Source organism: Kordia zhangzhouensis, assembly GCF_001005305.1.
In the GTDB taxonomy this organism is placed as follows: Bacteria; Bacteroidota; Bacteroidia; order Flavobacteriales; family Flavobacteriaceae; genus Kordia; species Kordia zhangzhouensis.
In genome coordinates, this window is sequence record NZ_LBMH01000005.1 from 134,036 (window position 1) to 161,023 (window position 26,988).

At 34.0% G+C, this 26,988-nt stretch carries 23 protein-coding genes; 11 read left to right on the forward strand and 12 right to left on the reverse strand.

Annotated features, from left to right (window positions below):
- Positions 1 to 5 precede the first annotated feature (5 nt).
- Both AA088_RS09260 and AA088_RS09265 read left to right on the forward strand, forming a co-directional pair.
- Positions 6 to 401 carry a hypothetical protein gene (locus AA088_RS09260; RefSeq protein ID WP_082106692.1) on the forward strand — a complete coding sequence of 132 codons (396 nt, stop codon included), beginning with the start codon at positions 6 to 8 and terminating at the stop codon, positions 399 to 401.
- Between the two features lie 195 nt (positions 402 to 596).
- Positions 597 to 1,220: a hypothetical protein gene (locus AA088_RS09265; protein WP_046744710.1), complete on the forward strand. Its 624-nt coding sequence runs from the start codon at positions 597 to 599 to the stop codon at positions 1,218 to 1,220.
- Positions 1,221 to 1,451: 231 nt separating this feature from the next.
- Here the strand turns inward: AA088_RS09265 and AA088_RS09270 are convergent, their stop codons facing one another.
- From AA088_RS09270 to AA088_RS17655, 7 genes are all read right to left on the reverse strand, one after another.
- Positions 1,452 to 2,303, reverse strand: coding sequence for a DUF5777 family beta-barrel protein (locus AA088_RS09270; protein WP_046744711.1), 852 nt, complete (start codon positions 2,301 to 2,303; stop codon positions 1,452 to 1,454).
- 11 nt (positions 2,304 to 2,314) lie between these two features.
- Complete coding sequence (locus tag AA088_RS09275; RefSeq protein WP_046744712.1) at positions 2,315 to 2,713, reverse strand: hypothetical protein; 399 nt, start codon at positions 2,711 to 2,713, stop codon at positions 2,315 to 2,317.
- Positions 2,691 to 3,236, reverse strand: coding sequence for a YceI family protein (locus tag AA088_RS09280; RefSeq protein WP_046744713.1), 546 nt, complete (start codon positions 3,234 to 3,236; stop codon positions 2,691 to 2,693). Before AA088_RS09280 ends, AA088_RS09275 begins: the two co-directional genes overlap by 23 nt.
- Before the next feature lie 15 nt (positions 3,237 to 3,251).
- The gene (locus tag AA088_RS09285) at positions 3,252 to 3,617 is read right to left on the reverse strand and encodes a c-type cytochrome domain-containing protein (RefSeq protein WP_046744714.1); all 366 of its coding nucleotides are present in this window, start codon (positions 3,615 to 3,617) and stop codon (positions 3,252 to 3,254) included.
- A gap of 52 nt (positions 3,618 to 3,669) precedes the next feature.
- Complete coding sequence (locus tag AA088_RS17650) at positions 3,670 to 5,319, reverse strand: alpha/beta fold hydrolase (RefSeq protein ID WP_052752844.1); 1,650 nt, start codon at positions 5,317 to 5,319, stop codon at positions 3,670 to 3,672.
- Between the two features lie 208 nt (positions 5,320 to 5,527).
- Positions 5,528 to 6,343, reverse strand: a complete 816-nt coding sequence (locus AA088_RS09295) for a T9SS type A sorting domain-containing protein (RefSeq protein ID WP_046744715.1) — start codon at positions 6,341 to 6,343, stop codon at positions 5,528 to 5,530.
- A 5-nt stretch (positions 6,344 to 6,348) separates the two neighbouring features.
- Positions 6,349 to 10,209 carry a leucine-rich repeat domain-containing protein gene (locus AA088_RS17655; RefSeq protein WP_052752845.1) on the reverse strand — a complete coding sequence of 1,287 codons (3,861 nt, stop codon included), beginning with the start codon at positions 10,207 to 10,209 and terminating at the stop codon, positions 6,349 to 6,351.
- A gap of 522 nt (positions 10,210 to 10,731) precedes the next feature.
- Here AA088_RS17655 and AA088_RS09305 point away from each other — a divergent pair.
- Both AA088_RS09305 and AA088_RS09310 read left to right on the forward strand, forming a co-directional pair.
- Positions 10,732 to 12,198: a PhoX family protein gene (locus AA088_RS09305; RefSeq protein ID WP_046744716.1), complete on the forward strand. Its 1,467-nt coding sequence runs from the start codon at positions 10,732 to 10,734 to the stop codon at positions 12,196 to 12,198.
- Between the two features lie 2 nt (positions 12,199 to 12,200).
- On the forward strand, positions 12,201 to 14,042 hold the full coding sequence (locus tag AA088_RS09310) for a cytochrome-c peroxidase (protein WP_046744717.1): 1,842 nt from the start codon (positions 12,201 to 12,203) through the stop codon (positions 14,040 to 14,042).
- Here AA088_RS09310 and AA088_RS09315 read toward each other — a convergent pair.
- Positions 14,037 to 15,047: a carboxypeptidase-like regulatory domain-containing protein gene (locus tag AA088_RS09315; RefSeq protein WP_046744718.1), complete on the reverse strand. Its 1,011-nt coding sequence runs from the start codon at positions 15,045 to 15,047 to the stop codon at positions 14,037 to 14,039. The genes AA088_RS09310 and AA088_RS09315 overlap by 6 nt on opposite strands.
- A gap of 65 nt (positions 15,048 to 15,112) precedes the next feature.
- Here AA088_RS09315 and AA088_RS09320 point away from each other — a divergent pair, with 65 nt between their 5' ends.
- Positions 15,113 to 15,874: a TIGR02757 family protein gene (locus tag AA088_RS09320; protein ID WP_046744719.1), complete on the forward strand. Its 762-nt coding sequence runs from the start codon at positions 15,113 to 15,115 to the stop codon at positions 15,872 to 15,874.
- Between the two features lie 65 nt (positions 15,875 to 15,939).
- On the opposite strand, the gene AA088_RS09325 is transcribed toward AA088_RS09320, so the two are convergent.
- Positions 15,940 to 16,365, reverse strand: coding sequence for a hypothetical protein (locus tag AA088_RS09325; RefSeq protein ID WP_046744720.1), 426 nt, complete (start codon positions 16,363 to 16,365; stop codon positions 15,940 to 15,942).
- A 56-nt stretch (positions 16,366 to 16,421) separates the two neighbouring features.
- Positions 16,422 to 17,696: a patatin-like phospholipase family protein gene (locus AA088_RS09330; RefSeq protein WP_046744721.1), complete on the reverse strand. Its 1,275-nt coding sequence runs from the start codon at positions 17,694 to 17,696 to the stop codon at positions 16,422 to 16,424.
- Positions 17,697 to 18,162: 466 nt separating this feature from the next.
- On the opposite strand from AA088_RS09330, the gene AA088_RS09335 reads away from it, so the two are divergent.
- The 5 genes from AA088_RS09335 (at position 18,163) to AA088_RS09355 (ending at position 23,776) form a co-directional block, all read left to right on the forward strand.
- Positions 18,163 to 19,041 carry a hypothetical protein gene (locus AA088_RS09335; protein ID WP_046744722.1) on the forward strand — a complete coding sequence of 293 codons (879 nt, stop codon included), beginning with the start codon at positions 18,163 to 18,165 and terminating at the stop codon, positions 19,039 to 19,041.
- A gap of 541 nt (positions 19,042 to 19,582) precedes the next feature.
- On the forward strand, positions 19,583 to 21,532 hold the full coding sequence (locus AA088_RS09340; RefSeq protein ID WP_316931682.1) for a BatA domain-containing protein: 1,950 nt from the start codon (positions 19,583 to 19,585) through the stop codon (positions 21,530 to 21,532).
- Complete coding sequence (locus tag AA088_RS09345) at positions 21,529 to 22,782, forward strand: dihydroorotase (protein ID WP_046744723.1); 1,254 nt, start codon at positions 21,529 to 21,531, stop codon at positions 22,780 to 22,782. The genes AA088_RS09340 and AA088_RS09345 overlap by 4 nt, the downstream gene beginning before the upstream one ends.
- A 1-nt stretch (position 22,783) precedes the next feature.
- Positions 22,784 to 23,110, forward strand: coding sequence for a DUF4870 domain-containing protein (locus tag AA088_RS09350; protein WP_046744724.1), 327 nt, complete (start codon positions 22,784 to 22,786; stop codon positions 23,108 to 23,110).
- 12 nt (positions 23,111 to 23,122) lie between these two features.
- The gene (locus AA088_RS09355; RefSeq protein WP_046744725.1) at positions 23,123 to 23,776 is read left to right on the forward strand and encodes an alpha/beta hydrolase; all 654 of its coding nucleotides are present in this window, start codon (positions 23,123 to 23,125) and stop codon (positions 23,774 to 23,776) included.
- A gap of 210 nt (positions 23,777 to 23,986) precedes the next feature.
- Here the strand turns inward: AA088_RS09355 and AA088_RS09360 are convergent, their stop codons facing one another.
- Positions 23,987 to 24,514: a hypothetical protein gene (locus tag AA088_RS09360; RefSeq protein WP_046744726.1), complete on the reverse strand. Its 528-nt coding sequence runs from the start codon at positions 24,512 to 24,514 to the stop codon at positions 23,987 to 23,989.
- Between the two features lie 15 nt (positions 24,515 to 24,529).
- Positions 24,530 to 25,294, reverse strand: a complete 765-nt coding sequence (locus tag AA088_RS09365) for an MBL fold metallo-hydrolase (RefSeq protein WP_046744727.1) — start codon at positions 25,292 to 25,294, stop codon at positions 24,530 to 24,532.
- 167 nt (positions 25,295 to 25,461) lie between these two features.
- On the opposite strand from AA088_RS09365, the gene AA088_RS09370 reads away from it, so the two are divergent.
- Entirely contained in the window at positions 25,462 to 26,925 is a 1,464-nt protein-coding gene (locus AA088_RS09370; protein WP_046744728.1) for a nucleotidyl transferase family protein, read from the forward strand.
- The last annotated feature ends 63 nt before the right edge of the window (positions 26,926 to 26,988 follow it).

Genomic DNA, 26,988 nt, shown 5'->3' on the forward strand with positions numbered 1-26,988 from the left:
AAAAAATGAGGCAAACAATCACCAAAAGTCAAAAAAACAAACAGATTCTCAATAAGTTAATTATCGATGGATATTACAACGGTTCAATTAGTCCTGAAAGGTTTGAATTGACTCGAAACCATTTCCCGAATAACCACAGAATCATTGGAATATTGAATGATGATGGAAACTATGATTTGAAATTTGATTTCACATACCCATTGAGCATTTTAGTCTATTTTTTACTTGGATTTGTTTTTTTAATTTCTATCATTTTTTTAATCAAAGGAGTATGGGGATTGCCAGTTATATTGATTATTTTGGGATTAATCATATTCATAGACTTTAAACTAAAAGAGAGAAAAGAAATCACTCTTTTTACAGATACGATATTAGAGCTTCACAAAAATGAATTTGATTAAAAAAAACAATTAGAGAAGCGTTTAAAGAACAATTAATTGTATCTTTTTCTTACTAATTACTATATTTTGTAAATATTTTCTTTTTATTTAGGGAGATATTTTTTTATATTTTATTCTAAATTGCGGAATTCCGTAAGAATAGTTGTAATCTAAAATTTACTTTTACATTATAAAACCTCTTAAATAAGATCAAAAATGACAAAAAAAGTAAATTGTATTGCTACAATTATGTGCATCTTTCTTTTGTTTGGGTGCTCAAAGGAAGAACCGATAGTTACTGTGAATGCAGATAGCTTTGTAACTGAACACTTATTACTTTCGCAAAAGTTTAGCGATGTAATTCGTTCAAATAAAAGTTTTGATATTCAAAAGTTTAATACTTTTTTTGAGGAAAGTGGGAATTCTGAAATTTTATTTTTAAATCAAAACAAGGATGCTGAAACTGAATTTTACACTAATCTTGTAATCATAAATGAGCAGATTCAAGATAATATTGTAAACTTTTTAAATTCAAATCCTCAACTTTTGAATTTAACTTATGATGAAATAATGGAGATTATTACTGTTGAAATTGACAACCAACTAAATTCTAATACTTTTGATAATAAGAGTTATGAAAGTTGCTTAGAAAAATATAATGAAGCCACTGACAGATGCACAAGAAACTATGCTATATCAATGGCAGGTGCTGGTGTTGCGGCTTTTATTACAGGAGGAACTGCCTTCCCGATAGCCTTTGCAACAGCTACGGCTGTCGCCGCATTGTGTCAAAGTGATGCTACTGATGATTATAACGAATGTCTTGCCAATGAATCCTAAAGCCTTCATATCGTTTATATTACTAGGAATTATATTCTTAGTACAAATCTTTGATACCAACGACCGCTTGCTGTTTGTGCAAATCATTGCATTGATCGGACTCGTGCTACTTGCTGTGGTGAAAATCGTGAGTGATCGCAAAAAGCTGTGATATTTTTTTTAAAACAAGGTTGTTAGAAAAGACTCAAAAATCACCTAACAACCTCGCTTTCTATTTTTTATGTATACTTCTTAAAACACACGTACAATATTGAATCCGAAAAATACATCACCATCGCCCCAATCGCCTTCTGCATAACTGATAAAGCCTGGCTCGTTGGTCGACTGTGCGTTGGAGAATAACAACTGAAAAACGTGTCCGCCCGTTTCAATGTCTACTCCCACAGTAAACGGATTGCGGAATGCGGTGTTGTCTGCTCTGCTAAAATTATACACATAATCCATGTTGATAGACATACGCTTGCTGATTTTTAAACGTCCGCCCGCACCCATCGCAAACTGATCGTGTTTTTGATTGGCTTCTAACGTGAGATTGTGTCGTACGTAGGTTGGTGCCAATTCAAACGAAAAGTTATTGTTGAAGCGTCGTGAAATCAATAGTTGCGACGCATAACTGAGTCGGTCTTCAAATAGTAAGAACGGAAAACGTTCTTTGCGTACTTGTGTATTGATATTAGCCGTTGCATACCCTACAATATTGAATGGAAAGCTCTCTGACTGTCCCTTTATTTTCATTTTGGTGTGCAACGCATATGTTTTTCGCAACGATTCCCTACTGATTCCAAATTGCCACCCTTCAAAAAGTCCATAGACTAATTGAATTTTTGTGTTGGCATTGTCAAACCCAAAAAAGGTTGACAATCCATCTTCTAAGGTTCCAAATCGGTGGGAAACATATAGATAAAAATCTCCTTTGGCAGCTACTTTTGTAGATTGTAAATTTCCAATCTTCATAGCTTTGAACGCTGGTGACTCAAACATTTCTGGTGTTGCTTCTTCCTCTAGCTCATCTAAAAGATCATCTTGTGCGTGCATGTGTATGCTCCACAAACATACAAACGCGAGTATATAGTAATATTTCATGTACTTATATATTATTTTTTGATAATGACAGCCTTATCGAGTTTTACTTCTTCAAGAAGATCATCATACCCAATAATTCTTCCTTTTACTTGTACTTTTTGCCCTTCAGAGAAGGTTTCTGTTGCTGTTCCTTCTTCCAATTGAAAATAGATACTTTCATTAATGGTAATTCCTTTTTGGTCTTTTGCAGTAATCTCCCCTGTTAAAGTCACTACTTTTTCTCCTTTTGTCCAAGCATCGGCATTGTCTTTTATTTTCTCTAAAAATGCTTGAGAATTGCCCGTAAATGCAACTTCCATATCGTTAATTGATGTATGTGGCTTGTATGCATAACTATAAGCCACATAAGCTAATATGGCTAATATAAATACGGCAGCCAATGCTATTTTACTTTTTCTTGATAAGCTCATAATTCAATGTTAGGTTAATTTCTTTTGCTATTTTTTCTCGTACAATACTCGGAATATCAATATCAAAGTCTTGAGGTTTTACCGAAAAAAATGATTCAATCATAATTTTGTCTCCTTCAAGATATACATTTGCTTTGGTACTAATCTCTTTGGTTTTTCCTCGAACAGTTATGGTTCCTTCCAAAGTATATTCTTTAGGCGAACTAGAAAGTGCAGACATATCAAAGTTGGCCAGTTTTCCTTTAAAAGTTGCTTTCGGATATTTATCAGAATCCATATAATTTTCATTAAAATGTTCTTCCATTAAAGCTACTTTAAAATGAAAGGATTTTATAAATAATAATGCCGCAAGATCCCCATTTTCAGTATTTAAGATTACTGTTGTACTATTGCTTGTTGCTTCTACAGGTTCAAAAGCTTCCACAGAAGCTTTAAAGTTGGTTGTCCCTGTTTTGGTATAATATTTTTGTGCTGAAGTTATTCCAAAAACGAATAACATACACCATAGAATTAATTTTTTCATGAGTGAGAGTTTAGGTTAGTTTTCAAGAAAACCATCTGCAACCCACTGATCAATTATTTGACGTGTTTCTGGTGGAAGTTGTCCTGATGGCGGCATCGGGTTGGATGCGTTATTAATACGATTTACTAAATTTCCTTGTTCTGCTGCTGCACGAACATTGGCATATCCGTCAAGTTGGAGTCCTGCATTTGCACTTGGTCCGCTATGGCAACCTACACAATTGGTATTGATAATTGGTGCCACATCATCATCGTAAGTTACCGCTTCTACTATAGGAGGAAGATCTGTTACATCGCCTTCATCTAAAGTGTTGGTAGTACAATTGGCATATAATACCAACGCACATAAGCAGATGAGATAGGTATAAGGTGTTTTATTCATGTGGTAAAGGTTTAATTGTATTTCTTTTTTTATCAATTTTTTTAAAGCTTTTTTACACTTCTGTCGGACGAATACCAAATTCCTTTTTAAAGCATTTAGAAAAGTATGAAGGACTAGAAAAGCCAAACTTAAATGCTATTTCAGAAACCGAGTATTTATGGGATATCAATGCTTTTTTTGAGTGATCCAATCGAACAAACATAATCAGCTGTGTAGGAGATTTTCCTGTACTGTCTTTTATTTTTCGTTGTAATTTTCGCTCACTCATGTTCATTACCTGCGTAAGTTTTTCAACGCCAAATGAGCTATCATCTATATGTTGATCAATAACTTGTAAGACCTCCTCCAAAAATGAATCATATCTAGTAAATCCATACGGATTCATATCTGATTCATTCGTCTCCGTTTTTTTTGTTACCGTATACAATGTACATAAATCATTGGTTTTATAGCTAAGAATAGAAGCATCTTTTATAAAATTATAATCTACACCCGACAATAAATGTTTGATTGCTTGAGTAACTAGAATTTTATTCGGTCTTATTAATGACAATATTGAAGTCATCATATAACTGTCTCTTGGCAATACAGAATCGGAATAGTTTATGTCACTTTCTCGCATGTAAATACCTGCAGAAAAAGCTGCATTTTGTGTTTTTACTTCTGTTAACACTTTCATTCCGAAGTGAATGGCTTTACTAGGAATATCAAAAGCGATTCTACAGATTTTTTTATCTTTTTCAAGAACAACACCTCCGTACTGATTGATAAGTTCGTCTATTTTTTGTGTTCGTAAACTTCCCGTAGAAGCTGTCATAATCTGTCCAAAGAACAATGTTGAAAGTCGTTGTTTATGACATCCATCGCAAGGAGGCAATTCTTGAATAAACTCTTGAATTTCATCCAGCACTTCAATTGTATTTCCTGCCCAAAATAAATGATCTTCTCCCGCAAATTCAACAAACTTAGCCCCTTCAATACGTTCCGCAATAAACTTTCCTTCTTCTATTTTTACATCAATATCATTGGTACGCTGCATTAGTAATGTAGGGACTTTGATATATTTTAAAATATCGATAATGTTTACCTGCGTGTTCATTTTAGTGAGTTTCAAAGCAGCTCTCGGACTGGCACCTGATCTGAAATAACTTGCCAACCAACTCATAAACTTATAATCATTGGCTTTGGAAGGCACTAAAGTTTCAAGGTTCATTTCTCCTCCGCCCCAACTATTTTCTATCATATCATATACCTTTTGCCGTTCTTCATCAGTTGGTGCCCAAGGATAATCTGGAGAATAACGTCTTTTTGCAAAGATTCCAAATGTAATTAATGCTATGACACGATTTGGATAAGTAGCACTAAATAAAGCAGATACACTTCCTCCTTCAGAGTGTCCAAAAAGTATTGCTCTTTCCGAATTGGTTGCGTCCATAACAGCTTTAATATCTTCCATTCGCTCTTCTAAAGTAGATAGCTCTACGATACGATCTGACAAACCAGTGCCTCTTTTGTCAAACAAAATAATGCGTACTATTTTTCCTAGTTCGTGAAAAAAATGAACCAATTCTGGACACGCCCACATCCAATCAATATTAGAAATCCAACCTGGAATATACACTAAATCAATGGGGCCTGAGCCGAATACTTGATAGGCTATGCTAAGATTTCCACTTTTGGTATATTGTATTTTTGGAATCATATTTTCTATTTTCGTAAAGAAACCATAGCATTAGCTTTGTTGTGACTTGATATTCAAAATTAGTTAATCAACTTCCTTTTTTAGAATTAAAAATTACATAAAAAAATGATATTCAACTTTATCTGTCAACTAAATATTTTTTTGATATAAAATAGCACATGGTCTATCGGGTATATTTTTTGAAATCTATACAAAAGTTATAATGTTATTATTGACGAACAAACTTGACACTTTTACTTCCTTTTGCCGTATCAATTTTTAAAATATAAATACCACTATGAATATCTCTGATATCCATTTTTTCTAATGGTTGTGTTTCTGATTTTATCAACTGTCCATTCATTGAATAAATTGTGATACGTTCAATATTTTGTTGTTGATTTTTGATGAATACAAATGAAGATGCTGGATTTGGATAAATAGAAACATTTGCCAGTGCTATTTCTTTTACCGTTAGTGTGGCAAAGTCAAACGAACTTGTTCCTGATAATCCTGATCCATTAGAATCTACAGTGTTTGAAAAATTGGCAGATCCATCATCGGTTGTGTCTGCGGTCAAAAAGCTTTTAAGAGGCGTAACCGTTGTGGCTAATGAAGAATCGTTCGCTAGTATTTCCAAAATTCCACTTGTAGGAGCTCCATTGATTTGAATGGTTACCATTGGGGAAGTTGTTCCTGCTGATGGTGCTGGCAACGCAATTGGCGTTCCTAAAGTTTCTGTGATAAGATATCCATCAATGCTTGGATTGCCTACATTGGTTCCGTCAAAGAAAGTAGCGCCTGCTCCATTCCCTAATGACGATATTACTGTAGCTGTAACACCATCTGGGACAATAATCGTAAATCCATAACTCTGTACTGAAGTAGGAAAGTTGGATGCACTAGGATCAGGCACTACTGCTATCGTAAAACTATAACTTCCATTGTCAATAAGTGTGTACGTGTAGTTTTCTTGTGCGTTTATCTGTAAGCTAAAAAAGCAATAGATTGCCATACATAAATTTGTAATAGTAATTTTGTTCATGATGTTTAGTTTTCTGGTAATTGTTCTTGTATTTGAAATGTGCTAAAGTTTAAAAAGTTCCCTGGATGTGCGAGTACATTTTGCAATATGAAAGGCGCATCTGGATTGACACCTTCGTATTGTATACTTCCATCCATCGTAAGATCGTTGGTATTATATCCACTTACAATAAAGGTTGAAAAGTTTAAGAAGTTTCCTGGATCATTGAGTACTAACGAAAGAATTTCTGGTGCATCAGGTGTAGTTCCTGAGTATTGGACAATCGTATCTCCGTTTACATTTCCTGCCCACATTCCTAGCGTTCCTACTGGCATAGCTGCTATGGTTTGCGCATTGCTTCCAAAAGTAATAGGATTTGTTGCATTTGTAAAGTCAAGCACTACCCTATTTCCTGTTAACAACTGTACATTTGCTGTCATCACTCCTAAATGATTTCTATGACGAATTGCGACAAAGTAATTACTTGTTGGCGAGGCAAATTGAAGAATTCCCAAACCATTCACGTCTACTACATCTCCATCGCGTTGTAGCAATGCAGATCTTCCTTCCACAATAGTGGTATTATCAACAGCATCACGCAATTCCACAAAAACCCAATCTACAATAGCATTGTTTCCTGTTGCGTTGAATACATTGCTATTACACGTAAGTGCGTCATTGTATGGAGATGTGGTCGGAATGAGTCCCGCAACGCGGAGATTGTCACGCATGAGAGTTTCTTCACCCGAAGTCGGATTGAAAAATGCGCCTTGTAAGTACACTTTAGGTTCTAAAATGGTCGTTCCTTGTTCTATTAATGATTTGTATCCTATCCAACCTGCATTTTCATAGGCTTGTGTGGTTCCTGACGGTATGAAAACATCTACGTTTGTGCGTGATCCGAACGAACTATTAGAAATACTTGCTGGCGTACTTCCTTCCGAGATGACCTCTCGTAAACCTCCCCCAAAAAAAGCTTCTCCACCAATAGTTGTGATGTTTTCTGGAATGGTAACGCTGAGTAAATTATTATTATCTCTAAACGCTCTAAACTCTATCGTAGTCAATGTACTTGGAAAGCTTACCGTACGTACACCTCTGTTTCGGTATGCGGAGTTTCCAATGATAGTAATCGTAAAATCAATTCCGCCTTTGGAAACGAGCTCTGGAAAGATGAAATCTCCGTTAGGAACGTCACCATCTCTACCAATTGCTTTGAGCGTGTTTGGTGACAATGAGAGAATTTCATAGCGAATAGCGTTGAACGTAAATTGATTTCCAACGGTGATGCCATTTCCATTGATAGAGAAAAACCCTGTCCAACCTGCATTTTCGTACGCTGTTTCAGCACCCGTCGGAACCCTTAATGCGATGTTTTCTCGCGTTCCAAAAGAAGTAACATCAATCGTTGCAGGTGTGTTTCCCAACGCTTCTACAGTAGCCAATGAACTGGTTGCGAAAGCATTGACACCAATAGTTGATATGTTACTTCCTATAAGTACATCCGTAATATCTGTATTTTGAAACGCATTGTTGTCAATCGCGGTGATTGCAAAAGTTGTTGAAGTAGTTGTTTCTAGAATTGTATTTGGAATCGTAATATTTTGTGTTGTTGTAACTCGATTGATAATCTTCACCGTTTCTGGCGCAATAGAAGTCACTTCATAAGTAAAATCGCCTTCAATAAACTGCCCGCCTACATTAAATGTACCATTGATTGAAGCAAAACCTGTCCAACCATTGTTGAGATAATCATTAATAACAGTAGCTTGATCTGGAATAATCGTTAACGGAAGCATAGTACGTGTACCAAAACTTGAACTATCAACCGTTGCTGGCGTGGCACTAGTTGCTGTAACCGATGTTAATGGATTTCCTATGAATGCGTTCGCTCCAATAGAAGTAATGTTTGATGGAATAGTGATTGAAGTGAGTAAGTTTCCGTCAAATGTATTCGATTCAATCACAGTAATGCTACTCGGAATAGTTATGCTTGTTAATGCATTCGATTGAAAAGCAAAAGCTCCTAAAGTTGTCAAGCTCGCCGGAAAACTAACATTTCCTATCTGGTTTTCACGAAATGCATTGACGCCAATAGTTTCTATGTTAGATGGCAACGTAATGCTAGTCAGATTGTTATTCCTAAAAGCTCTTGTACTAATCGTTGTAATGGTATTGCTCATAACTACACTTGATAGATTGGCATTTTCAAACGCAGCAGTTCCAATAGATACAATCGTAAATGTTTCATTATTACCAATAGAACTCGTTACTGTGGTAGGAATGACTATATTTTGAGCTCCTGTTAATTGTCCTAATAACTCAACTGTGTTGGGATTTTTTGAAAGTACTTGATACTGAAAGTTACCTTCTTCAAACACGTTCCCTTCAAACAAATTACCATTAATTGTTCTAAAACCAGTCCAACCTGCTGCAATATATGTGTTTTCCAAACCATTAGGCACCGCAAGATCAATAAGGTTACGATCTTCTATACTTGAATTTTCTACACTTGGCGGCGTTATAGCAAGTACTTCTACAAAAGTTAGCGGATTTCCTCTAAAAGCTCTGGCATTAATAGTAGTAAGCGTAGAAGGCAAGGTAATGGTAGTTAAATTATTTCCTTGAAAAGCTTCTGCTTCGATAGTTTCTACTAAATTAGGTAAAACTACACTATTCAAATTATCAAATCGATACGCCCTTTCCTTTATAACCGTTGTAGTTAAGGTTATTCCATTTTTTGTCACTGTGGATGGAATCACTAAATCTGTATTACTAGCATTTCCACTATTTAAGCGTGCTTCATTAGGAGATACATTTAGTGTCGTGTAATTGAATCCATCTACTGAATAATTAACACCTATTTCTGGCGTTCCATTCACACTAAAAAAACCAGTCCAATTTGCTGAAACATAATTTGCTTCTGAACCATTTGGAATTGTTAGTGAGATATCATTACGATTTTCTATACCAGAATTTACGATTGTCGGTGCATTAACAGCTTGTGAGATGACTTCTGTCAATAAATTGGTTCTAAATGCTTTGTCATTAATCTCTGTGAGTGAAGCTGGAAATGTAACAGTTGTCAAGTTGTTGTTTTCAAACGCCTCTACTCCTATAATTTTTAATGTGTTTGGAAAAACTACACTAGTCAAAGAAGCATTTTTAAAAGCCCTAATGTTTACCTCTTCAACTGTGTAGTTATCACTAAACACTGGTTCTTGAACGACTGCTGGAATGGCAATTGTTTGTGCAGTATTTGTGCGTCCAAGTACCGAAACTCTATTTGGGTTTTTCCCTATCACTTTATATTGTAAATCGCCTGCTGTAAAGTCACCTCCAAGCGGAAATTCACCATTCACCGTTTTGAAACCTGTCCAACCTGCGTTGAAATAATCTTCTTCTGAACCATTAGGTACGGTTAAATCAATAGTGCTACGATTACTAAATGAACTATTACTTATAGAAGCTGGCACAGTTCCTAAAGCAATAATTTCAACCAAACCGCCAAAAGCAAAAGCTTCTCCTTCAATAGTTGTAACACTTGCTGGAAGCGTAATTGTGGTTAATCCACCATTATTTCTAAATGCACGAAACTTAATGGTGGTAATTGTATTGGGTAGTATTACACTGCTTGTCCCATTTCTATACGCAGAGTTTCCTATAGTAGTAACAGTATACGTTATTCCATTGTCTGTTACTGTACTCGGAATGGTCAATGGCGAGCTACCATCACTTCCTCCTGTAACTTCTACTTCATTTGGATTGGTTGATAATACATTAAAATTAAACCCATTCACTGTAAATGTTTGTGATATTCCAATAGATAAACTAAAACTTGTAAGTATAATAGTTAAAATAATTTTTAATAGCCTTCCTCTTTTCATGGTCTTGAAGTTGTATGTTGTTATTATTTTGGTATATTCCTACGAAACATTGGTTCATTTCTTTATTTAAAAATTAATTTTAGTTTGAGGCAAGACTAAAATTGAATATTACATGACAAAAGTAGTTTCAAAGAGTTTTTATAGCTGTAACAATCCCGCATAATGCTGTTACATTTCCGACAAAATTGATTTATTTGAACAGAAGAGAGCATTTAAAAAGAATCTGATAATAAACACATTACACTAAAAAACAGCATAAACTCATGTAGTAACAAGTAACATTCTCTATTGTTATTTAGTTAGGAAGTAAAACACTTGATTTTTTTTTTGTAATCCAATGAAAGAAGGCTATAAAATATAAATATCTATACACAAAATGACGCCCATTTTTTGATTTCATACAAATTTAAACTCGAAACGTTCTCTTAATACACAGATAAACGTAAAACAATATTTCGCTAAAATTTCACTAACACAGCATTGATAGTTTTGTGCAACTAAAATTTGCAAACTAACAAATCGATGAAAACTATTTCAAAATTTTTGGCACTTACCGGATTAATTGCGTTCGTGTCATGTGACAGTGATGATAATAATACTGTGACAAACCCAAATTCTAATAACGCTGTGATTGAACTAAAAAATCACTCTACAACTCCTGCTTTTGTAACTCCTCAAGCAGAATTTAATACTATTGAAGTATATAGTATTTTAAGCTCTGAAGATACATTGCCACAATCACCAAACTTTGTGTACGGAAGTATGGCAGATGGTTGTGGATTGTTAAGAAATAGCGATGGAACATTTACATTAATCAATAATATTGAGGCCGATTATTCAATTGCTCGCATTACTCTTGATGAAACTTTTAAACCCATCAAAGGAGAATATATTTTAAATTCTGATGCAACTGGAAACACAGCGCAATGTTCAGGTAGTTTGGCTACGCCAGAAGAACATGGTTTTGGTCCTTTATATTTAAGCGGTGGCGAATGGGGAGCAATGCCTACCAACAATGTTTTTGTAGTTGATCCTTACAAATCTGCCAATGATGCAGGTGTTGCAGAGGTGTTGCCTGCTATGGGACAATGGACTATTGAAAATGCAGTTCCGCTACACAAAGATGCGTATGCTGGAAAAACTATCGTGATGATTGGTGACGATAGCCGCGGTGACGCTGGAGGACAGTTAGCCATGTATGTATCAAACACTGTTGGTGACTTACATGGAGGAAGCTTATACGGAATGAAGGTTGGTGACGGAACGGTTACTGATAAAGATTTACTTACAGGAACAGAATATACAGTAGAATTTGTTCAGTTAGAACAAACTACTTACAACGAATTAAACACAGAGAGTATTGCTAAAGGAGTAATGGCGTTTAACCGTGTAGAAGATATTGATTACAGAAAAGGTTCGCCTGCTGCGAATAGAGAAATCTATTTCAACGCAACAGGACATTCTTCAAACTCAGATACTCGTACAAAATACGGTCGTACTTACAAATTAGTATTAGACGAAAACAATCCATTAACAGGGAAATTAACCTTAGTGCTTGACGGTGATGACCTTGCAGGAACTGCAAAAACATTTCACAGTCCTGATAATATCTTGGTAACTGAAAACTATGCGTACATTCAAGAAGATCCAAACGGATACGTAGATGATATGGTAAAACAGCACGATGCATATTTATATCAATACAATTTAAATACAGGAGAGTTGAAAGTAGTATTAGAATCTGCTCATAGAACTGTAGAAGCTGTTGATAATGGCTATGCTAGTTTTGACGATCGTTGGGGAAGATGGGAATTAACAGGGATGATTGATATTTCTGATGTAATTGGAGAACCTGATACATTTTTACTCATCCAACAAGCACACTCGTGGAAAAATGATGCATTTCTAAATCCTGATGGTGCTGGAACAGATGCAAACAGCAACAATGAAGGCAGTATTTTATTAGTCATAAAAGGATTAGCTAGATAACTATGCAATATAAACTCAATCTAGGGAAAGAGGCTTCAATTGTAAGCCTCTTTCTGATATATATAACGTGCCTGTTTTCTTGTAAAAACACCGTAGAAACTACACCAGTTCCAACAAATACAAGTGAAACAGTTATTACCGCAATCAAAGCACAATTTGCGAACGATTTGGAATTGTGTATTCAAAATGTGGCATCATTACAAAAAGCTATTTCAATAGACAGTATTGAATACTATTTTAAAAAATCTCGTTTAACTTTTAAACGATTGGAACCTATTTTGTCTTTTTATAATAGTGCTAATTATTATGGACTAAATAAGGCTAACTTACCTAAAATTGACGAAGGTGATAATGCAGAAAAAGTGATTGAAGCTTCGGGTTTTCAAGCGCTAGAAGAAGCTATCACAGCTACAAAAATTGATACTACCATTGTACATTCGTATGCAAATGATATTTATCGAAAATTGCGATTGGAACAAAAGCACAATTCAATCTTAAAACATACCGACTATAAATTTTTATGGTTAACACGACAAGCTTTGGTTCGTGTAATGTCTTTAGGAATTTCAGGATTTGATTCGCCTGTATTATTACATTCTATTCCTGAAAACAGAGAAGTTTTTGTGAGTTTGGAAACATATTTTAAGCTCTATGCATCACACTTTAAAAATCAAAAGTTATATCAAGATTGGATTCATGCGTTGCAAGCTGCACAAAATGCTTTTGATGAAGCAGAAGATTTTGATTCGTTTGATCGGTATACATTTATCAAAGATCATTTGCATCCAATGCTTTCATTATGGAATCAAACTGTGACCGATTGGCAAGTAGAATTTCCTTTACAACAAAAATTGAATTATGGAATTGATTCATTTTTTGCAGAAGAAACATTCAACGCCAATGCATTCAAACCAAGTTACAGTCCAAAAATAACACCTGAAATTGCACAATTAGGAAAAGACTTGTTCTTTGATGCTTCACTTTCAGAATCAGGAACTATGAGTTGCGCAACCTGTCACCAACCCGAAAAAGCATTTACAGATGGATTACGCTTTTCAGTCGATAATCAAGGAAATATGGTACAACGCAACTCTCCTACACTATTATATGCGAGTTTACAGCAAGCACAATTTTACGATGCACGTGTTACAAACTTGGAAAATCAGATTTTAGATGTAATCAACAATGAAAAAGAATTTCATGCCAATACCGAAATGATTATTGGCAAATTAATGAACAATTTAGCATATACAGAACGTTTTAAAAAGTTGTACAAACAAGGAATTGATCATAAATCTGTTCGGAATGCAATTGCAACGTACATACGAACATTGACTCCGTTCAATTCTAAATTTGATAGAAATATTTCTAGAAAAGAAACCTCGCTTACTGCAGAAGAAGTACTGGGTTTTAATTTATTTATGGGAAAAGCAAAATGTGCGACGTGTCACTTTGCTCCTATTTTCAATGGAACAGTTCCTCCGTATTTTGCTGAAAGTGAATTGGAAGTATTAGGAGTTCCCAATACAAAAATCTGGGAAAATGCAACTATTGATGACGACCTAGGGCGTTATCATTATGCAAAAGTAGCATTAAAAAAATATGCATTTAAAACACCAACTGTGAGAAATAGTTCCCAAACAGCTCCTTATATGCACAATGGTGTTTACGATACACTTGAAGAAGTATTGAAATTTTACAATCTTGGCGGTGGCGCAGGCATCGGAATTAAACTAGAAAATCAAACACTTCCTGCCGATTCATTACATCTTTCTAATCAAGAAATACAAGCAATTATTTCTTTTATGTATACACTAGAAGATCAATTGGAAAAAAGTTTATAAATTATAATCCAATGGCAATGTATTTGCTATACGTTTATTTCCCAACACACCTCCAAAAGAGACTCTTTTTGGAGGTGAATAGTTGCCATATTTATTAATCGTAAATTCTTTGTTTTCATCTAAAATAGTCATGAATGATTTTTGAAAACGATTGTACACGATTACTAAACGTTCTGCCTCAAGTTTTACATGGGTATTTTCGCCTTCTTTTTTAATGTCAAAATATTTATAAGGAGGCACAATAAAACCTTTGTGAAAGACTTGAAAACCATTTTCTTTCAATTGTCTATTTGCCAACGATCGCATAAAATATAACACAGATTGTCCGTATTCTTTTTCTCGTGCTTTTCTATGTTTTCTACGTAGTTTTTTATGTAATTCACTATAAAAACTGGACCCTTCTACATATACACTTTTGGTAAGTACAATACCTGAAAAAGTTTCCTGTAATTGCGCGGAAAACTCTTCTATATTGTATGATACATGATACCCTAAATACTTGTTTCGAATACGTATTGGTTTATCTGCGTAGGCATTCAAGGTTTGCGTCGCAGGATTGTAGACCAATTTGATATCATCTTCATTTAAAATTTCACATTCTTTAGGATCAATCGTTTTTCCGATAAATTCACGTTTAAAAATCTCTAATTTCTGTTTGCGCGACCACGGATCATTTTCTATATACACTGTTTCCAATGATTGTGGCTTTTGAATTAGATAAATAGTCACATCATTTTCCAGCTTCCGCACGTCAAACAATTGGGTTTCATATCCTAAATAACTAACAATAAGAGGTGATTTGGTAGATGGTTGATAGTGAATCGAAAATTTTCCGTTCATATCAGTTGCAGTTCCATTGGTAGTTCCATCAAAATAGATAGAAACACCATATAAAGGTTCTTTTGATTTATGGTCTACAATAGTTCCCTGTAAAGTTTGTGCTTGTAGATATCCGCAAAAAAAGAAAATAGTGCTGAATATGAATTGTATAGGGTTTTTATACATAGTTATGGTTGATTGGAGATAAAAATAATAATTATTTTTGCTCAACAATAAATATGCCATATTAGATGAATCTAACTGAGCTACAATCTTTTCTCGACGAAAAAGTAATTGAATTCAATCAGCCTAAATTTGTGGGAAGTGATCCTATTCAAATTCCACATCAATTTCAACAAAAAGAAGACATCGAGATTGCAGGTTTTTTAACAGCTACTATTGCCTGGGGAAATCGTACGATGATTATTAATAATTCCAACAAAATGATGGTGCTACTCGGTAATTCTCCCTATGATTTTGTAATGAATCATACCGAAGACGACTTGGAAAAATTGAAAATGTTTGTACATAGAACTTTCAACGGAACTGATTTGATTTTTTTTATCAAGTCTTTGCAAAATATTTATCAAAATTACGGTGGACTGGAAGCGGTTTTTGCCAATGCAAAAGCAGAGAATTTGCAAGACTCTATTTCAGAATTTAAAGAAGTTTTTTTTAGCATTCCGCATCCTGAACGAACTCGCAAACATGTGTCTGACCCAAAAAAAGGAAGTGCTGCTAAACGAATCAATATGTTTTTACGTTGGATGGTGCGTAATGACAACACCGGCGTTGATCTTGGTATATGGAAATCGTTATCTCCTTCTCAATTATCATGTCCGTTAGATGTACATTCTGGAAATGTAGCTAGAAAGCTTGGTCTTTTAAAACGAAAGCAAAATGACGCCAAAGCATTACTAGAGTTAGATACTACTTTACGAAAACTTGACCCAAATGATCCTGTAAAATATGATTTTGCACTGTTTGGCTTAGGAGTCTTTGAAAAGTTTTAAACATTTTTTTATAAAAAAACCTCATCTAGCGACGAGGTTTTCTATTTATTATATGAAATTAAAAATTATTTTACACGATTAAAAACAATTGCATCTACTGAAAAATCTGTAGGTCTGCCTGCACCTCCTCCAAATCGTAATGCCATTTGCATTTCATTTCTTGATTTCATGTTGATAATACCTTTTAAACGTCCCATTTCCTCGTTGTCTTTGTTATCTACAATAATAAAATCAATAGAAGCTGGTGAAGTTCCATAATTTACAGTGTATTTCATTGCCGCATTAACTCCTTGATGATTGTATGATTTTCCTCCCATTGTTTGACCATTAAACTCAAATGTGGCATAACCTTCACTGGTCAATGTAAGGTATCCTATATCTCCTTTGTCCTTTCCTTTCCATCTTCCTACATGTTCTCCTTCTGGTGCTGTAAATGAGAATAAGAAAAATAAAGTAGCAAGAGCAAAACACAGTTTTTTCAAAATTTTCATAATTAGATTTTTAATACATTTTATGAGAACAAGATAAACTAATATTTTTGAAAAGACTAATGATATTGATGAATCAAATTTTTCAACTTAGTATATTCTGCCACTCCAATAGAATCCTGAGTTATGTAATGAATTGTTGCTTGCTGTAGTTGTCCTACTACGCTACAATCAAATGATTGATTGATATTTTGTGGTAACATGGGCTGAATTCGAACACCATCTTTTATAGCACTTGTTTGAATCATATTTTCCAGTTGACTATCGGCTGTAAATTGATTTGCAAACATTAATAATTCAATCAAGCGACCACGACCTGCATCATCTTCAGCAAGATTGTACAAATCTTCTACAATCCAATTGGTGGAATTCCAAAATCCATACTTCTGTCCATAAGGTTGGTAATTTACCGCTTGATTAGTTACTCCTACACCTCCATTAAACGGGTTAATTCCACAACCTAATGAAATTGCCACCACATTGTCCAAAGTACCTTGTCGCTTTCGGATAAACTCTAGTCCCGTAATTACAGGATTATTTGTGACCACTCCTCCATCAATTACCCATTTTTCATCTGCAGACGATCTTTTGTGTTTTCCTCCTCCAACATTAGCAATTGGAAAAAATATTGGTGCCGCACTCGTTCCTCTAGCAGCTTCCCAAACATAGTAGTTTTCATTAATAGATGAATTAATTGCTTTACTCCATGTAAATTGATATGGTCCATAATCTACTCCTTTGGTTACACTTGTATGCTTACCTCCATTACTATTTACAATGTAACAAGTAGTAAATACTTCACGAACTCTACTATTTGGTAGGTTTACCATATTATCGTGAGCCTGTTTCATTGTATAAGATTGCCCTACTAGTCCTTGTAAAAATGGTTCAATTCCAACTGAAGGAGAGCCGCCACTTTCCGCATAATAATATGGTCCTGTTTGGTATTTATTTGGATAAAGAATTTCTCCGCAGTTTTGCAAATATATTTGTTGAATTTCCGCAGCAGTTCTTGGTACTGTGGCACGTGTACTACTTGGAAGTTTTGGAGTAGTTAACCCAATAGAGATTATTCCTCCCGTAGAAGTTCCTCCTATTACATCAAATAGTTCATAAATTGGTTTCCCTAAATCTTTTTCTAGTTGTGCTAAAATGGTTGCAGGAACAATTCCCTTCACACCTCCACCATCAATAGATAAAAACAATGTATATTTCCTTACCGCTTCCTCTCCTACTAAAGTGTCTGTTTGCTCTGAGTCTTCTTTCGTGGTGTTACAGCATAAAAGTAACATAGTAAAACCCAACAAAAAAAGTGCTTTTAACGTTGATTTCATATTGGTTAATTTTTTAGTTGATTAAATGTAACACTCTATTTTTTAACACACTAGCGTAGTTATACGTAGTTTTGAAAGTAAACAAATGCACTCTCCTAACACAACATAATGAATTGTACATATAGTAAAAGCTATATCACTTACAATATGCAGTTAATTTTTATTAAAAAAGTAATCTTTTATAATTTAAAAACAACTTAAAAACTTACAAATTAATTATTAAATTAAGAATCTATATAGTATATTTATGTATGTGAATCTATTTAAAAACCACATGCTATATCTACAAAAAATAACCTACAAAAACGGGCTGATATACCCAAAAAAAATGCACTTGATGAGAATGAAGTAAGTCATCATAACCAACGTATCTTCCGCGCTTAAAAATGTCTAGAATGCGTTAGTTTAGTGGACAAATTAATCAACAAAAAGCCTCATAATCTGGCTATTATAAAAACTTAATACCATGAAAAAAAACTTTTTTAAGTCTTTATTTGCTTTATTATTAGTATCGTTTATTGCATTTTATGCTTGTAGCGAAGACACCATCAATAATGATGCGCAGCAAACCGAAATTGTTAAAAATGCTTATATCAATCCTTTAGAGTATATTGGAGTTGAGCATAATAACTTCATGTTAGATTTTACACGGAAGTTAGAAGATAGCTTTCTCAATGGCGAATGGGATCGTGCCGCATTTTTGAGTGATGATTACAAAAGAATTTTTGCAAATACCATGAACAATGCATATCATAGTCGATACACACAAACCAATTCAACCGTATCTTATCAAAAACAAGTATATGACCAGTTAGATCTTTCAGAATGGTTTGACAGAGATAATGTTACAAGTCTTGACCTAGCTGCGGCAGTTTTAAATGACAGAGCTACAAGTAGAGATCGAGAATATACTTTAAACTTGCTTCATGACTTGTTCAACGCAGCCAATAATGCAGCTACCAACGCAGAGATTTTTGATGCAATAAAAGCTGTAGTGACTGCACATGAGCAACGTATTTTGTCTCAACATTGGAATGATAATGAAGAATATGCTTTAGGCGCTCTTGCAGTTGCTAAATACTCGGCAGAATTTTGGAAAAATTACGACTTTGCTGTATTTACTAGAGGTGCAGAAAGAGATCCTCGAAGTGGTATCATTGTAGGTGCCGATGTAGCTGGCTATGTTGTTGGCGGTGTCGTTGGTGGGACTGCTGGATCATTTGCTGGACCTGCTGGAACAGTTGGCGGTGTATTAGGAGGAAAAGCTGCAGGTGCTTGGGCTGGTTCTGCTGCTGCGGCTACAGCTATAGCTATTTATGACGCGTGGTGTGACTTTTTCAGTTAAAAAAAGAATAGAATAATGTTTAAAGAACAAACATTTTCGACAATACCAAAAAAAGCCCGTATACTCATTATTTTGTATTTTATAGCTGTCTTGGGTATCATCTCAATATATCTATTTGAACAAGAGCATACGATTTTATTTCACACGTTATTATTCGTAATAGTATTGTTCATAAATAGATTGTCTGTTGACTTTTATATTCACAAAAAACAGATCATGAACTATATATATTTTACTGAACTTTGTTTTTTGATTTATTTGTTTTGTGTTTTTTTCTATGAGAACAACTATTTTACCATGTATAAATTGCTTATTGTTCCATCAATTGTACTCAGTATTGTACAGCTATTTAAGTCTAAACAAATAAAAAACTAATTCAGTAAAAATAACAACTACATACATATATTTGCGACTAGCTTAATGGCTAGTCGCTTTATTTTCTACCAGCTCAAATTCAAAAAAGCAAAACAATATTAAAAAACTCCTTTAACACTTCTTTATCAAATAGAAATAATGAAAAAATAGAATTAAACGTTTATATTTGACAAATGTTTTTTTAGGAATGCAATTCAAACACCCAGAAGTACTTTACGCGTTATTTTTACTACTCATTCCTATTCTTGTTCATCTTTTCCAATTGCGTAGATTTGAAAAGACCGCTTTTACAAATGTAAAGTTCTTAAAGAATGTTATTCTTCAAACGCGAAAAAGTTCGCAACTCAAAAAATGGTTAATTCTCTGTACGCGATTATTTGTCATAGCTGCATTGGTTGTCGCTTTTGCTCAACCGTATTTTGCTAATAGAGACATCGTAAAAACCGAGCAAGAAACAGTGATTTATTTAGATAATTCGTTCAGTATGCAGGCAAAAGGTGAAAAAGGGGCACTGCTTAAACGAGCTGTTCAAGAGTTACTAAATACAGTTCCTGAAGATGAGCCTATTTCTTTATTTACAAATTCAGAAACCTTTAAGAATACAACCATAAAAAGTATTCGTAACGAACTGTTACAACTGGATTACATAAACCATCAAGAAGCATTGCCAGCTGTTTTTTTAAAAGGAAGAAAGTTGTTTTCTAAACAAGCCAATTCCATCAAAAAATTGATTCTAATTTCCGACTTTCAACAAAAAGAAGCTTTAAATATTGTAAAAGATAGTACTTTCTCTACCCATTTTGTACAAATAACGCCTGTCAATACAAACAATATTTCATTAGATAGTTTATATATTTCGTCACAAGATGCAAGTGCCATCGAATTAAATGTACTACTAAAAAATTCAGGAGTTCCAACCCAAAATGTACCCGTTTCTCTTTACAACGGAGAAAATTTGATTGCAAAATCCTCTGCTGATTTTAATACAGAAAACACAACAGAAGTTACCTTTACAGTTCCACCCAATACCATTATTGACGGACATATTCTTATTGATGACGCTTCCTTACAGTTTGATAATCAACTATTTTTTAATATAAACAAAGCTGAAAAAATTAATGTCCTTGCCATTAATGAAGCAAATGACAATTTTTTGCAGAAATTATATACTGAGGATGAATTTAGGCTAACCTCTACTCCACTAAGTCAGTTGAATTATAATGTGATTTCTTCACAACAATTAATTATTCTTAACGAATTAAAAAATATTTCAATTCCGTTAGTAAACGCACTCAAAAGCTTTAAACAAAACGGAGGTTCACTTGTAATTATTCCTTCTAAAGAGAGTAATTTGACTAGCTATAACGAATTATTACGAACTCATACTCCTTGGTCACTTCAAAAACTACCAAATGCTACCGAAAAACGAATAACACAAATTAGCTTTTCACACCCATTATTTACAAACGTTTTTGAAAAGAAAGTTACCAATTTTCAATATCCTAAAGTAACCGTTCCTTTTTATGTAGAAAAAGAAACTGCTACTATTTTAACTTTTGAAAATAATGCGCAGTTTTTAATCGAACGTAATAACACTTATCTTTTTACAGCTCCAATAAATACAGAAACTTCAAACTTCCAAAATTCACCTTTGATTGTTCCTGTGTTTTATAATATTGCTAAAAAAAGTTTACAATTATCTGAATTGTACTTCACATTAGGAAGGGAAAACGCATTCGACGTACAAACTTCTCTTGGTCAAGATGCCGTATTGACTCTTTCTAACGAAAAAGAAGAATTTATTCCGCTTCAACAAACAACTGCCAACAAAGTACGTCTTACAACGAATGAATTTCCTAAAAAAGCAGGAATATATCAGGTAATGAATAAAGATATTGAATTGCAAAAAGTAAGTTTTAATTTTGATCGATCTGAAAGCAATCTGCAATATCACAATTTGCAAAACTTATATCCTACACAAACACATACAACCGTAGCGCAGTTTTTTGAAGAGCTAAAAAATGAACAGTCTGTTGCTTCGCTTTGGAAATGGTTTGTTATTTTTGCATTGCTATGTTTATGCATTGAAATTTTGATTTTAAAATTCATCAAATGAACCTCATCATATCATCCGCTACCATCGTAGATTCTTCAAGTAAATACCATCAAAAAACGGTGGATATTCAGATTGAAAATGGAATCATTACTAAAATTGCTGCTACGATTGACAATACAAACGACTACGAAACTATCTCGTATGAAAATTTACACGTTTCGCAAGGTTGGTTTGACAGCAGTGTAAGTTTTGGAGAACCTGGTTATGAAGAGCGCGAAACCATTGAGAATGGATTAAATACTGCTGCTCAAAGTGGTTTTACAGCCGTAGCAGTCAATCCAAATGCGTATCCTATTGCCGACACTAAAGCAGACATTTCCTTCTTAAAAACTAAAGCTTTGGGAAATGCCGTAGAATTACATCCAATAGGTGCTTTGACAAAAAATAGTGAAAGCGTGGATTTGGCAGAATTGTTTGATATGAAAAATGCAGGTGCCATAGCTTTTGGCGATTACCAAAAAGCAATCAAAAATCCTAACTTACTCAAAATTGCCCTATTGTATGCTGATAACTTTGACGGTTTGATTCTTTCTTTTCCGCAAGAAAATCAAATTGTTGGGAAAGGAATTGTAAATGAAGGGTATAACAGTACACGATTAGGATTAAAAGGAATTCCTTCTTTAGCAGAAGAATTACAGGTAGCACGTGATTTATTTTTGTTAGAATACACGAAAGGGAAACTACATATCCCTACAATTTCTACGGCAAAATCTGTAGAATTACTTCGAAATGCTAAGCAAAAAGGACTCAATGTTAGCTGCTCTGTTGCCATTCATAATTTAGTCTTATCTGATGATGAATTGGAAGGTTTTGATACACATTACAAAGTATTGCCTCCATTGCGTACTCATAATGATCAAAAAGCTTTAATAGAGGCCGTAAAAGATGGTACAATTGACATGGTTACCAGCGATCATAATCCAATTGATATAGAGCATAAAAAAGTAGAATTTGACAATGCCATGTATGGAACAATTGGATTGGAAAGTGCTTTTGGAGCCTTACAAACGTTGTTTTCTACTGAAAAAACCATTCAAATGTTGACTGCAGGAAAGGAACGATTTGGTATCGAAAAAACCAGTATTAAAGAAGGACAAAAGGCAAACTTTACACTGTTCAATCCGAATAAAACTTATACATTCTCCGAAGCACACATACAGAGTAGTTCACACAATAGCGCTTTTTTAGGCAAAGAACTCAAAGGAATTGTTTACGGAATTATACGTCACGACCAAAAAGTGTTATCTTAAAATGAACTCACAAACTATTGAAGAAGGAAAGCAAACGGCGATTATCTCTTACATTACTCTAATAGGATTGGTTATTGCTTACTCTATGAATGTAGAATCTAAAAATGAATATGCTCGATTTCATATTCGCCAATCGTTGGGATTGAATATTCTATTTTACACAATTTCTTTTTTTATTGGATACTTTAATAGTTGGATGATTTCTGGCTCATTTTATGTATTTTTTATCGTCTTATGGGTTTTTGGTCTTGTAAATGCCATTCAAGGAGAATACAAACCCATTCCTTTATTAGGCGATTATTTTCAAGAATGGTTTAAATCTTTATAAAAAACGACCCACATGCAAGCTAAAAACTTATCCCTTTACCATATCATCAGAGTTCCTGAAACTTCAGAAGCAAAAGCTCCAGTAATTATATTATTTCATGGATACGGAAGTAATGAAGAAGACTTATTTTCTTTTGCTGCTGAATTGCCAAAGCATTTGTTTGTCATTTCTGTAAGAGCTCCTAGAAATTTACCTCCGTATGGATATTCTTGGTATGATATTCACTATACAGCCACAGAAAAAATCAGTAATGATGAACAAGCGATTGAATCAAGAGATATGATTGCTTCTTTTATTGATGAAGTTGTAGAAAATTATCCTGTAGATGTCAACAATGTAACCCTGTTAGGTTTTAGTCAAGGAACTATTTTAAGCTATGCCGTTGCTTTTACATATCCTGAAAAAATCAAAAATGTAATTGCTCTAAGTGGATATTTAAATCATAACTTATTTGATATAAGTGACAATCAAAAATACAAACACCTAGATTTTTATTGCTCTCACGGAAGTGTTGATCAGGTAATTCCGGTTGAAGCTGCTCGCGAAATCACTCCTTTTATGGAATTGCACTCTATACAACATGTGTATGAAGAATATCCTGTAGGACATGGTGTTGCGCCTCAAAACTTTTATTCATTCAAAGCCTGGCTAGAAAAAAGGACATAGTTAATATGCACTCATGATTAATCAGGTGTCTATATGCTTATAAGTTTATATCTAAAGAAAAAACACCTGTTAAAAACCGTATTCAAAATAAAAAAACTACTGCACTTACCAAGAAATGCCGTAAATGTAGAAATGCTATAAAACTAAAAATCGTCCGAAGATATTTCTTTTGACGATTCTTTCATATTCTTTTCTTTAGAATTTTACAAACTACCCTTCATATTTTGCATATAATACTTCCGTAACCAATTCGAAACGTAGATTCTTAGTATTGTCAAACTCATATCTCAAAATCATTTCTCCCCAATAATCGCCATCGGTAAAACTACACAAAACCCATTTATGGTTGATAACTTTTACTTTATCAACCGACATAAAATTTCCGCTAGTACCATCAAATGGGACTAAAGGATTGTTTGCTGTTGCCGAATTCTTATCATATATAGCATCTACAATAAGTTGTGTTGGATCACCATTCTCAAAGTTATATTCATCAAAATATGCCAACGCTTCTCCATTATGTTTTAAAGCAAAATAACTGAGGTCTAGATTTTCATTGATGAGGACATTTGTAGTGTCTTTATAAGCTTCTATAGACTGCTGTAAAGTTGTTGTTTGTTCACGTAATTCTTCAATTTTAGCATTTTGTTTCTCATACATTTTGTTCATACTTACATATTGATATATCGCTAGTAATACTAAAAATATTAGTGAGTACAATAAAATTCTCTTTGTCATAAGGTGTATTGTATTTTAAATAGTAATTGTCAATGTATCGTACGCCAAAAATACATTTTCTGGAAGCTTTTTAGAAACTTCTTCATGAAAACCTAACAAATGACTTATATGTGTTAAATAGGCTCTCTCAGGCTTTAATTCTTCAATAAATTCCAATGCTTCTTGTAATGAAAAATGTGAAACATGCTCTTCAATGCGTAAAGCATTTACTACCAGCACTTTTAGTCCTTTCAGTTTTTCACGCTCTTCATGAGCAACAGTTTTTACATCGGTCAAATAAGCAAAGTCATTAAAACGATATCCAAACACTTGCAATTTATAATGAAAAGCATTAATTGGTGTAACGGTAACTCCTTTTAGCTGAAACGGTTCGTTATTTTTTACTTCATATTGTATAACGCCAGGAGCTCCAGGATATTTGTTTTCAGTCGTAAAAATATAATCAAATCGTCTTTCCAACTCTCCAAAAACCCGTTTATGAGCATACATTGGAATATCTCCTTGGCGAAAATAAAACGGTCTAATATCATCCAGCCCTGCCGTATGATCTGCATGTTCATGTGTAAATAAAATTCCATCAATCTGATGACATTTGGCACGTAACATTTGTTGACGAAAATCTGGTCCACAATCTATTACATATGTAGCTTTTTCCCAAGTAATCATTACCGACACACGCAAGCGTTTGTCACGAAAATCATTACTCAAACATACAGGATGCGTACTCCCTATAATAGGAATTCCTTGTGAAGTACCAGTTCCCAAAAAAGTTACTTTCATCGGTGTGTTAGATAATTTGTTAAGAATTAGATAGTTTTAAATACAAACACAGGTATTTTAACGACTTTTTGTCAAATTTAACTGATTATTTAACAAAAAACCTCAAATATTTAGTTCAAAAAAAATTATGATTGATTATTTTTGTACTAAACAAATTTATACTACGCATGGCTATTGTCTACAAAGGTGACACCAATATTGAAAATGTACCTTCCATCAAAGCAAAATCATTACGAATTAACCTAAATAGTCAAATTTACGGAACCTTTGCTGAAATTGGTGCAGGGCAAGAAACTGTACGACATTTTTTTAGGTCTGGAGGTGCTTCAGGAACTATAGCTAAAGCAATGAGTGCGTATGATAAAGATTTTAGTGATGCAATATATGGTGAAGAGCATGACCGTCGTTATGTAACAGAATCTCGCCTTAAAAAAATGCTGTCGCATGAAATGGCGTTGTTAGAAGATCGTATTTCACGTGATAAGCATCCTGATAAAATGTTTTTCTGCTTTGCAAATACCGTCGCTACGATTGATTTTGCAAAAAAATACAAAGGTCATGGTTGGATGGGAATCAAATATCAAATAGATCCTACACAAGAATATAACGAAATCATTCTACACGTACGTTTCCATGAAAATGATGCAAAATTACAGCAAGAAACGTTGGGTATTATGGGTGTAAACTTAATTCACGGTGCGTTCTATAAGTACAACAATCCAAAAAACTTGTTGCGCTATTTGTATGATCATATTGATAAAGATAAAATTGAAATAGACACCATCAATTTCTCAGGACCGCAATTTGATCAAGTAGACAATCGCTTGATGAGTTTACAATTATTGAAAAATGGCATGACAGAAGCCGTAATTTTTGGTCCTGACGGAAATAATATTTTACCCGCACGTTTATTGTACAAAAAGAACGTGTTGGCACTTCGCGGAAGTTTTCGTCCAGTAACAAAAGTTAATATGGACATGTTCAAAAAATCGTATGATATTTTTATTCGTGAAAATAAAGTAGAGGAAGAAAAAACAGTTGTTCTTTTTGAAATTACACTTTCTAATTTGCGTGCCGAAGGAGAAATTGATGAGCAAGATTTTATGGATAGAGCTCAATTACTTGGCTCACTTGGGCAAACTGTTATGATTTCTAACTTTAAAGAATACTACCGCTTGGTTGAATACTTCTCAAACTATACCAAAGAACGTATGGCATTGACTATGGGTGTAAATAATTTGGTAGATATTTTTGATGAAAAATATTATCGTCATGTAAGTGGAGGAATTCTCGAAGCATTTGGCAAACTTTTCTACAAAGATTTAAAAGTGTACTTATACCCAATGGAGCGCAGAGAGACTGGAGAGTTAATTAACAGTAATAACCTAAAAGTACACCCACGAATGAAAGAGTTGTATAAATTCTTTAAATACAACGGAAAAGTGATTGATATTTTTGACTTTGAACAGGATATTTTACAGATTTTCTCTCGAAAAGTTTTGAAAATGATTGCTAATAATGAAGAAGGTTGGGAAGAAATGCTCCCTGATGGCGTTGCGGAGATTATTAAAGAGCAGAATTTGTTTGGATATACTCAACAAAACCTAAATGAACTAATAGAAAATAAATAATAATAAAGCTCCTTTTGAGGAGCTTTTTTTATAGATAAACGCAAATAACTTCTATCTAAATTT